Source organism: Streptomyces sp. CC53 (assembly GCF_001865245.1).
Lineage (GTDB): Bacteria > Actinomycetota > Actinomycetes > Streptomycetales > Streptomycetaceae > Streptomyces.
Window position 1 is genome coordinate 1 of the sequence record NZ_MKXB01000184.1, and the last position, 6,664, is coordinate 6,664.

Genomic DNA, 6,664 nt, shown 5'->3' on the forward strand with positions numbered 1-6,664 from the left:
GCGCCGCCACCGGCACCGGGATCGCCCAGTCCAGCAAGGGCACCGTCGCCGGTGTGGCGCAGGCGGTGTCTCCCAGCATCGTGGAGATCAAGGCCGCCACCGGCTCCGGCCAGTCGACCGGGTCCGGGGTGATCATCACCGCCGACGGCGAGATCGTCACCAACAACCACGTCATCTCCGGCGCCTCCGAGATCCGCGTGCAGCTCAGCGACGGCAGCACGTACACCGCGGACGTCCTCGGCACGGCCCCGGACAAGGACCTGGCCCTGATCAAGCTGCGCGGCGCGCAGGACCTGAAGCCGGCCGTGCTCGGCGACTCCTCCCGGGTCCGGGTCGGCGAGCAGGTCGTCGCCATCGGCTCCCCCGAGGGCCTCACCGGCACCGTCACCAGCGGCATCGTCTCCGCCCTCGACCGGGACGTGACGGTCGCCAAGGACGACGGCGGCGACGACGGGCAGCGCTCGTACGATCCCCGCCGGGGCTGGCCCTTCGAGTTCGGCGGGCAGCAGTTCAACGGCGACACCGGCTCGTCCACGACCACGTACAAGGCCCTCCAGACCGACGCCTCCCTGAACCCCGGCAACTCCGGTGGCGCGCTGATCGACATGAACGGCGAGGTCATCGGCATCAACTCCGCCATGTACGCCCCGAGCGGCGCGGGCGGCTCCACCGCCGGCAGCATCGGCCTCGGCTTCGCCATCCCGATCGACACCGTGAAGGCCGACCTCGACGAGCTGCGCTCGGGCGGCTGATCCGGGCCCCGTGCGACGCTGGCACCCATGAACACCACCGGTGAGCCCGACCGCATCCTCGTCGTCGACGACGAGCCCGCCGTCCGCGAAGCCCTCCGGCGCAGCCTGGCCTTCGAGGGGTACGCCGCGGACGTCGCCGTCGACGGTCAGGACGCCCTCGACAAGCTTGCGGCCCACGCGCCGGACCTGGTCGTCCTCGACATCCAGATGCCCCGCATGGACGGCCTGACCGCCGCCCGCCGCATCCGGGCGTCCGGCTCCACGGTGCCCATCCTCATGCTGACCGCGCGCGACACCGTCGGTGACCGGGTCACCGGCCTCGACGCGGGCGCCGACGACTACCTGGTCAAACCGTTCGAGCTGGACGAGTTGTTCGCCCGGGTCCGCGCCCTGCTGCGCCGCAGCTCGTACCGGGCGCGCGGCGACGGCGCCGACCGGGGCGACGGCGGCGACGCCCTCGCCTACGGGGACCTGCGCATGGACCTCGCGACCCGCGAGGTGACCCGCGGCGGGCGGCGCGTGGAGCTGACCCGCACCGAGTTCACGCTGCTGGAGATGTTCCTCGCGCACCCCCGGCAGGTCCTCACCCGCGAGCAGATCCTCAAGGCGGTCTGGGGCTTCGACTTCGAACCGACCTCGAACTCCCTGGACGTGTACGTGATGTACCTGCGGCGCAAGACGGAGGCCGGCGGCGAGCCCCGCCTGGTGCACACGGTGCGCGGCGTCGGGTACGTCCTGCGGGAAGCGGGGGGCGGCGAGTGACCGCCCCCCTTCCACCAGTCCCCGGCCACGCCCCCGGCGCCCCCGGTCCCGTGCGGCGCTTCCGCGCGCTGCCGCTGCGGTCGCGGCTCGCCCTGCTGACGGCGGCGGCGGTGGCGATGGTGGTGGCGGCGGTGTCGGTGGCGTGCTGGTTCCTGGTGCGGGCGCGGCTCACGGACGAGTTCGACGCGTCGCTGCGCAACGTCGCGGTCGACGAGGAGTACGAGCGGCTGCTCGTCACCGCCTGCGTATCCGGCGGCCAGGCGCAGGTGCCGCCCGCCCCCGGCTCGTACACCGTGCAGATCGTCATGGCGGGCGGCGCCACCTGCACCGCCCCGGGCGCCTCCCCCATCCCGGCGCAGCCGGCGGACCTGGCGGTGGCGCGCGGACAGCGGGAGGAGGCGCTGCACACGACGCGGGCCCGCGACGGCGTGGAGATGCGGGTCCGCACCTACCAGCCGAGGAACCAGGGCGTGTTCGCGGTGTCGGTGGCCCGGCCGCTGACGGAGATCGAGAACTCGATGTCCACGCTGTTCTGGGTGCTGCTGCTGGTGTCGGGCCTCGGCGTGGTCGGTGCGGGCGCGGCGGGCCTGTGGGTGGCCAGGACCGGACTGAAGCCCGTCGACCGGCTGACCGACGCGGTCGAGCACGTCGCCCACACCGAGGACCTCACGGTGCGGATCCCGGCGGAGGGCGGGGACGAGATCGCCCGGCTGTCGCGCTCCTTCAACGCGATGACGGCCGCGCTCGCCTCCTCCCGCGACCGGCAGGCGCAGCTCATCGCGGACGCCGGCCACGAGCTGCGCACGCCGCTGACGTCGCTGCGGACGAACATCGAGCTGCTGGCCCGCAGCGAGGAGACCGGCCGGGCGATCCCCGCGGAGGACCGCAGGGCGCTGCTGGCGTCGCTCACGGCGCAGATGACGGAGCTGGCGGCGCTGACCGGCGACCTCCAGGAGCTGTCCCGCCCGGACGGGCCGGCGCCGGGCCGCACGGAGGTGGTGCCGCTGCACGAGGTGCTCGGCACGGCCCTGGCGCGGGTGCGGCTGCGCGCCCGGGGGCTGGTGTTCACCGAGGACGTCCGCCCCTGGTACGTACGGGCGGAGCGGCCGGCGTTGGAGCGGGCGCTGGTGAACGTGCTGGACAACGCGGTGAAGTTCTCCCCGCCCGACGGGACGGTGGAGGTGTCGCTGGTCGACGGCGTCGTCACGGTGCGGGACCACGGCCCGGGCATCCCGCCGGACGAACTCCCGCACGTCTTCGAGCGGTTCTGGCGCTCCCCGACGGCCCGCTCCCTGCCCGGTTCGGGCCTCGGCCTGTCGATCGTGGCGCGCACGGTGGGCCGGGCGGGCGGCGAGGTCGTCCTCGTGCCCGCCGGGGGCGGCGGCACCCGTGCGGTGATCCGCCTCCCCGGGGCCCCGACGCCGCCGCCCGCGGTGCCGGGGGCGCCTGCGCCGCAGCCGTGAAGCGGCCGGCCCGGCCCCGGCGGGGAGCCCGACGGGACGGCGCCTGGCCACCGCCACCCCGGCCGCCTCGGCACTGTCCGGCAGCCTCCGGCGGCCCCGTGCCCGAACCGGTCCCACCGGCAGCCCCCGCCAGGCCCGCCGCGTTCGGGAACGGGAACGGGGCGGCGGCCTGTCGGCTCGCCGCCCCGCCGTGCTGCCGGGTACGGGTGGTGCTCGCCCGGTGTTACTGGAGGACCGTGATGCGGCCCGTCGCCGGAGGCGCGAGCGGAGCGCCGGCCGAGGAGTGGGCGCCGAGGTAGTCGATCAGCACGTCCAGGTCGGAGGCGCCGACCAGCTTGTTCTTGCCTTCGGTGAAGACGGTGAAGCCGTCGCCGCCGCCCGCCAGGAACTCGTTCATCGCGACGCGGTAGGTCTTCGCCGGGTCGAGGGGCTCGCCGTTCAGCCGCACGGACGCCGTGTCGACGCGGTCCGCACCGGACTTCGTCATGTCGAGCGTGTACGTGAAGCCCTGCGACACCTGGAGGATCTTCACGGCCTCCGCGTTGCGGCCGCTGACCTGCTGCTGCAGCGCGGTGACGACCTGCGCCCCGGTGAGGTCCAGGACGGTCATCATGTTCGTGAACGGCTGGACGGTGTACGCCTCGCCGTAGGTGACGACGCCGTCGCCCTCGCCCGCGGTGGAGCCGGCGTGCACGAAGTCGGAGCGGATGCCGCCGGGGTTCATGAACGCGATCTGCGCGCCGCCCTTGCCGGCCGGGGCCGTGCCCTCCAGCTGGGCGTCGGCGATCAGGTTGCCGAGGGGCTTCTCCGGCGCGGTGGAGCCGCGGCCCTCGATGTCGGCGGAGATGTGGCCGACGGGGCGGTTGGCGATGGGGGCGGCGAGGCCGTTCCAGCGGTCGATGAGCCGGGTCATGTCCGGGGCCTTGGCGACGTCGCGGGTGACGACGTGGTTGGCGGACGTGACGGCCGTGCGGACGATGTCCTTGGTGCGCCGGTCGTAGGTCAGCGTCGTGTCGGTGTAGAGGCGCCCGAAGGACGCCGCCGAGGTGACGGTGCGCGGCGTGCCGGCCGGGTCCGGGATGGTGCAGGCGTACGCCTGGTGGGTGTGGCCGGTGACCACCGCGTCGACCTGCGGGGTGATGTTGCGGGCGATGTCGACGATGGGCCCGGAGATGCCGTCGCCGGGGCCGGGGCTGTCGCAGTCGTAGTTGTACGAGCCGGAGGCCGGGTAGCCGCCCTCGTGGATGAGGGCGACGATCGACTTGACGCCCTTGCGCTCCAGCACCTTGGCGTACTTGTTGATGGCCTCGACCTCGTCGCCGAACTTCAGGCCCTTGATGCCCTCGGCGCTGACGATGTTGGCGGTGTCCTCCAGGGTCACGCCGATGAAACCGATCTTGACCCCGCCCTTCTTCCAGATGAAGTACGGGTCGAGGATCGGCTTGCCGGTCTTCTCGCGGGTGACGTTCGCGGCGAGGAACGGGAAGTCGGCGCCGCGGAAGCGACGTCCGCCGAAGCAGCCGTCCGCCGGGTGGCAGCCGCCGTTCTGGATGCGGGCCAGCTCGGCCGCGCCCTCGTCGAACTCGTGGTTGCCGACGGACGTGACGTCGAGCTCCAGCTTGTTCAGGGCCTCGATGGTGGGCTCGTCGTGGAACAGCCCGGAGACCAGCGGGGAGGCGCCGACCATGTCGCCGGCGGCCGCGGTGATCGAGTACCGCTGCCCCTTGCGGGCCTCGCGCAGGTGGGTGGCGAGGTACTCGACGCCGCCCGCGTCGATGGTCTCGGTGGTGCCGTCCTCGTGGGTGTGGGTGACACGGCCCGCGGAGCCGGCCGGCGGTTCCAGGTTGCCGTGCAGGTCGTTGAAGGAGAGCAGCTGCACGTCGACGGTGCGGCCGGCCTTCTTGCCGTACGTCCAGCCGGCGGACTCGGCGCTCGGCGCCTTCTGCTGTGCGGCCCCGGCCGGCATGGCGGCCACGAGCGCCCCGAGAGTGGCGAGTCCGGCGGCCGTGGCGAGTATCCGCCGCCCGTTCCGCTTCTTGTGGCGAGTCGCTGACATCTGTCCCCTTATTGCCCTGTGTTCCCGATACTTCCCCTGTGGCGCATGATGCTGCGGTTCAGGAACCAAGCCCTGGTACGACACCACATGACGCCGATTGACCTCACATGCCGTCACAAGGGCGTGCGCGCACCGGTATCCGGCGTCGGGGAGTGAGGCCGTGGCCACTGGTCTGCCGAGCGCAGCCTAAGGTCAACGCGCGTAGCGCAACAGGGGGGAGCGGGTTACAACCCGGTTGCCATCACCCGACGAGCACCCCGGAAGCACCCCCCGGACAGCGGAGGGCCGCCGTAGGCTCGTCCCCATGACCACTGACGCTCCCGCATCGGCGGCGGCCCACGAACCGGGCCGCCGCATCGAGACCTTCGACGAGCTCGACCCGGAGCAGGTCGAGGCCGTCCTCGCCCTCATCACGGACGCCGCCCACGTGGACGGCATGCCGGCGGTGTCGGAGCAGGGGCGCCTCCAACTGCGCGGAGGCCGGCGCGAGGGCGTCCGGCACCTGCTCCTCAGCGTCGGCGACCGCCTCGTCGGCTACGCCCAACTGGAAGACACCGACCCGGTGGAGGCTCCGGCCGCCGAACTGGTCGTCGACCCGTCGCAGCGGGGCCGCGGCCACGGCCGGGCGCTCGGCTCGGCCCTGCTGGGCGAGTCCGGCAAGCGGCTCCGGCTCTGGGCGCACGGCGGCAAGTCGGCCGCCCGCCACCTGGCCCAGGTGCTGGGCCTGACCCTCTTCCGCGAGCTGCGCCAACTCCGGCGCCCGCTGGCCCCCCTGGACATCCCCGAGCCGACATTGCCGCCGGGCGTCCGGATCCGCGCCTTCGTCCCCGGCAAGGACGACGCGGCCTGGCTGGCCGTGAACGCCGCCGCCTTCGCCCACCACCCCGAGCAGGGCTCCCTCACCCAGCGGGACCTGGACGACCGCAAGGCCGAACCGTGGTTCGACCCGCAGGGCTTCTTCCTCGCCGAACGCGAGTCGGACGGCGCCCTCGTCGGCTTCCACTGGACGAAGGTCCACGCGGAGGAGCAGCTCGGCGAGGTGTACGTGGTCGGCATCGCGCCCGACGCGCAGGGCGGCGGCCTCGGCAAGGCCCTCACCGCCATCGGCCTGCGGCACCTGGCCGCCCAGGGCCTGCCCACGGCCATGCTGTACGTCGACGCCGACAACACGCCGGCCCTGCGCGTGTACGAGGGCCTGGGCTTCACCACCCACGAGGTGGACCTGATGTACCGCACGGAGACCTGACCGGCGGGCCACCCGGCCCCACGACCACACCGCCACGGCCCGCCGGGGCCGCCCGGAGGGGTGCTGTCGGTTGACAGCACCCCTCCTTCCATACCCGCTCCCGGATGGTCGCGGCGCTCGCCGCCACCGCGTTCCGGGTGCCGCATCGGCACCCCGCCCGCGCGGACGCCCGCGGCGGGAAAGAGCGGAACGGGGCCCGCTCCTTCCCGCACACCCGGATCACGCGAGCGCACACACCCGTACCTCCACGCACTCCACACCTCCGACCGCCCCGCGGCCTCGTACCGTGCCCGCCCCGCGTTCCGCGATCTCCCCGCGTGCCACCGTCCCTCCCGCGGGCGCACACCCCGGGCCCCGTCCGCCCCCCGCGCACACCGGCCGTCCC

Annotated in this window: 5 protein-coding genes; 4 read left to right on the forward strand and 1 reads right to left on the reverse strand. The window is 73.8% G+C overall.

Features of this window, described 5'->3' with window-relative positions; translation table 11 throughout:
• The 3 genes from BJP40_RS22895 to BJP40_RS22905 all read left to right on the forward strand — a co-directional run.
• Window positions 1–752: S1C family serine protease (locus tag BJP40_RS22895; RefSeq protein ID WP_071282017.1), on the forward strand; the 752-nt coding region annotated here is incomplete at its 5' end.
• 27 nt (window positions 753–779) lie between these two features.
• Complete coding sequence (locus BJP40_RS22900) at window positions 780–1,514, forward strand: response regulator transcription factor (protein ID WP_071282019.1); 735 nt, start codon at window positions 780–782, stop codon at window positions 1,512–1,514.
• Entirely contained in the window at window positions 1,511–2,977 is a 1,467-nt protein-coding gene (locus BJP40_RS22905; protein ID WP_226962592.1) for a HAMP domain-containing sensor histidine kinase, read from the forward strand. Before BJP40_RS22900 ends, BJP40_RS22905 begins: the two co-directional genes overlap by 4 nt.
• A gap of 223 nt (window positions 2,978–3,200) precedes the next feature.
• On the opposite strand, the gene BJP40_RS22910 is transcribed toward BJP40_RS22905, so the two are convergent.
• Entirely contained in the window at window positions 3,201–5,033 is a 1,833-nt protein-coding gene (locus BJP40_RS22910) for a bifunctional UDP-sugar hydrolase/5'-nucleotidase (protein WP_071282022.1), read from the reverse strand.
• Window positions 5,034–5,337: 304 nt separating this feature from the next.
• Here BJP40_RS22910 and mshD point away from each other — a divergent pair, with 304 nt between their 5' ends.
• On the forward strand, window positions 5,338–6,279 hold the full coding sequence (gene mshD / locus BJP40_RS22915; RefSeq protein ID WP_071264458.1) for a mycothiol synthase: 942 nt from the start codon (window positions 5,338–5,340) through the stop codon (window positions 6,277–6,279).
• Window positions 6,280–6,664: the final 385 nt, after the last annotated feature.